Source organism: Streptomyces sp. NPDC046860, from assembly GCF_040645115.1.
Classification (GTDB): Bacteria; Actinomycetota; Actinomycetes; order Streptomycetales; family Streptomycetaceae; genus Streptomyces.
On record NZ_JBEYXQ010000038.1, the window covers coordinates 1 to 2,841 of the forward strand.

2 tRNA genes and 2 rRNA genes are annotated in these 2,841 nt (G+C 51.0%); all 4 read right to left on the reverse strand.

Annotated elements, in window-relative coordinates:
• Window positions 1-444, reverse strand: a 23S ribosomal RNA gene (locus tag ABZ898_RS29530); the annotation flags it as partial.
• 207 nt (window positions 445-651) lie between these two features.
• A tRNA-Ala gene (locus ABZ898_RS29535) sits at window positions 652-727 on the reverse strand.
• A 38-nt stretch (window positions 728-765) separates the two neighbouring features.
• Window positions 766-842: transfer RNA gene (locus ABZ898_RS29540), tRNA-Ile, on the reverse strand.
• Between the two features lie 74 nt (window positions 843-916).
• Window positions 917-2,459, reverse strand: a 16S ribosomal RNA gene (locus ABZ898_RS29545).
• Window positions 2,460-2,841: the final 382 nt, after the last annotated feature.

A 2,841-nucleotide genomic window follows, 5' to 3' on the forward strand; every position in this document is an offset into this window, starting at 1 on the left:
GTCAGTCAGGAGTATTTAGCCTTGGAGGATGGTCCCCCCATATTCAGACAGGATGTCACGTGTCCCGCCCTACTCATCGAACTCACGACCTGTGCATTTTAGTGTACGGGGCTATCACCCTTTGCTGCGCGACTTTCCAGACGCTTCCACTAACACACAAGCCGATTCAGGTTCTGGGCTCCTCCCCGTTCGCTCGCCGCTACTGGGGGAATCTCGGTTGATTTCTTTTCCTCGGGGTACTTAGATGTTTCAGTTCCCCCGGTTCGCCTCATGCCACTATGTATTCATGACATGATAGTGTGTCGAAACACACTGGGTTTCCCCATTCGGGTATCGCCGGTTATAACGGTTCATATCACCTTACCGACGCTTTTCGCAGATTAGCACGCCCTTCATCGCCTCTGACTGCCTAGGCATCCACCGTGTACGCTTAGTCACTTAACCTCACAACCCGAAGATGTTTCCATCGTTCGTGCTGCAAACATTTGAGAGACTCTATGACAGGTTACTCTTCATCCCAGTACATCTACGGAGGGATAAATTTCAGCCGTCATGTTTCAATTTTCAGCTTGTTCCAGATTGTTAAAGAGCAAAATACTTCGCAGCATACTGTCGCCAATATACTCTGAAGTATTGAAATACCGGACTATATGGTGGAGCTAAGCGGGATCGAACCGCTGACCTCCTGCGTGCAAGGCAGGCGCTCTCCCAGCTGAGCTATAGCCCCATACAGTCACGTGCAGTACCTTTTCCACTTCGAAGAAGTGGTAGGCCTGAGTGGACTTGAACCACCGACCTCACCCTTATCAGGGGTGCGCTCTAACCACCTGAGCTACAAGCCTATAAAGGTATTTCTGCTCGTTACTTTCTATCAGACAATCTGTGTGAGCACGCCACTCGAATCAATATCTTTAGGTAAGGAGGTGATCCAACCGCAGGTTCCCCTACGGTTACCTTGTTACGACTTCACCCCAGTCATGAATCACAAAGTGGTAAGCGCCCTCCCGAAGGTTAAGCTACCTACTTCTTTTGCAACCCACTCCCATGGTGTGACGGGCGGTGTGTACAAGGCCCGGGAACGTATTCACCGTAGCATTCTGATCTACGATTACTAGCGATTCCGACTTCATGGAGTCGAGTTGCAGACTCCAATCCGGACTACGACATACTTTATGAGGTCCGCTTGCTCTCGCGAGGTCGCTTCTCTTTGTATATGCCATTGTAGTACGTGTGTAGCCCTGGCCGTAAGGGCCATGATGACTTGACGTCATCCCCACCTTCCTCCGGTTTGTCACCGGCGGTCTCCTTAGAGTTCCCGGCCGAACCGCTGGCAACTAAGGACAAGGGTTGCGCTCGTTGCGGGACTTAACCCAACATCTCACGACACGAGCTGACGACAGCCATGCAGCACCTGTCTCAGAGTTCCCGAAGGCACCAATCCATCTCTGGAAAGTTCTCTGGATGTCAAGAGTAGGTAAGGTTCTTCGCGTTGCATCGAATTAAACCACATGCTCCACCGCTTGTGCGGGCCCCCGTCAATTCATTTGAGTTTTAACCTTGCGGCCGTACTCCCCAGGCGGCGAACTTAACGCGTTAGCTTCGATACTGCGTGCCAAATTGCACCCAACATCCAGTTCGCATCGTTTAGGGCGTGGACTACCAGGGTATCTAATCCTGTTTGCTCCCCACGCTTTCGTGCCTCAGTGTCAATGTTGGTCCAGGTAGCTGCCTTCGCCATGGATGTTCCTCCTGATCTCTACGCATTTCACTGCTACACCAGGAATTCCGCTACCCTCTACCACACTCTAGTCATCCAGTATCCACTGCAGTTCCCAGGTTGAGCCCAGGGCTTTCACAACGGACTTAAATAACCACCTACGCACGCTTTACGCCCAGTAATTCCGAGTAACGCTTGCACCCTTCGTATTACCGCGGCTGCTGGCACGAAGTTAGCCGGTGCTTATTCTTTGGGTACCGTCATCCCAACCAGGTATTAGCCGGCTGGATTTCTTTCCCAACAAAAGGGCTTTACAACCCGAAGGCCTTCTTCACCCACGCGGTATGGCTGGATCAGGCTTGCGCCCATTGTCCAATATTCCCCACTGCTGCCTCCCGTAGGAGTCTGGACCGTGTCTCAGTTCCAGTGTGGCTGGTCATCCTCTCAGACCAGCTAGGGATCGTCGCCTAGGTGAGCCATTACCCCACCTACTAGCTAATCCCATCTGGGCACATCTGATGGCAAGAGGCCCGAAGGTCCCCCTCTTTGGTCTTGCGACGTTATGCGGTATTAGCTACCGTTTCCAGTAGTTATCCCCCTCCATCAGGCAGTTTCCCAGACATTACTCACCCGTCCGCCGCTCGTCACCCAGGGAGCAAGCTCCCCTGTGCTACCGCTCGACTTGCATGTGTTAAGCCTGCCGCCAGCGTTCAATCTGAGCCATGATCAAACTCTTCAATTAAAAGCTTGATTTGCTTCCACTCGAGAAGCGATGCTCAAAGATTTACTGCATGAATTTTACTTCAGTTAGTCACTCTTCAAGACTTGATATTTTTTTGCATCCGAAGATGCTGGATATCGTCTTGTGGAGTGCCCACACAGATTGTCTGATAAATTGTTAAAGAGCAGTGAGTTAGGCGCTTTCGCTTGCTAACTCGAGGTGGCGTATATTACGCTTTCCTCTTTCAGAGTCAACCCTAATTTTCAGGATTTTTTCTCTTTCTTCCCGGCCGCTGTGTGAAGTGAATCACTTGCGCCGTGTCGATGGAGGCGCATTATAGGGATCCGAGTTTTTTGCACAACCCCTTTTTTGATCTTTTCTTTCTGTTTTCACACTTTTCAGA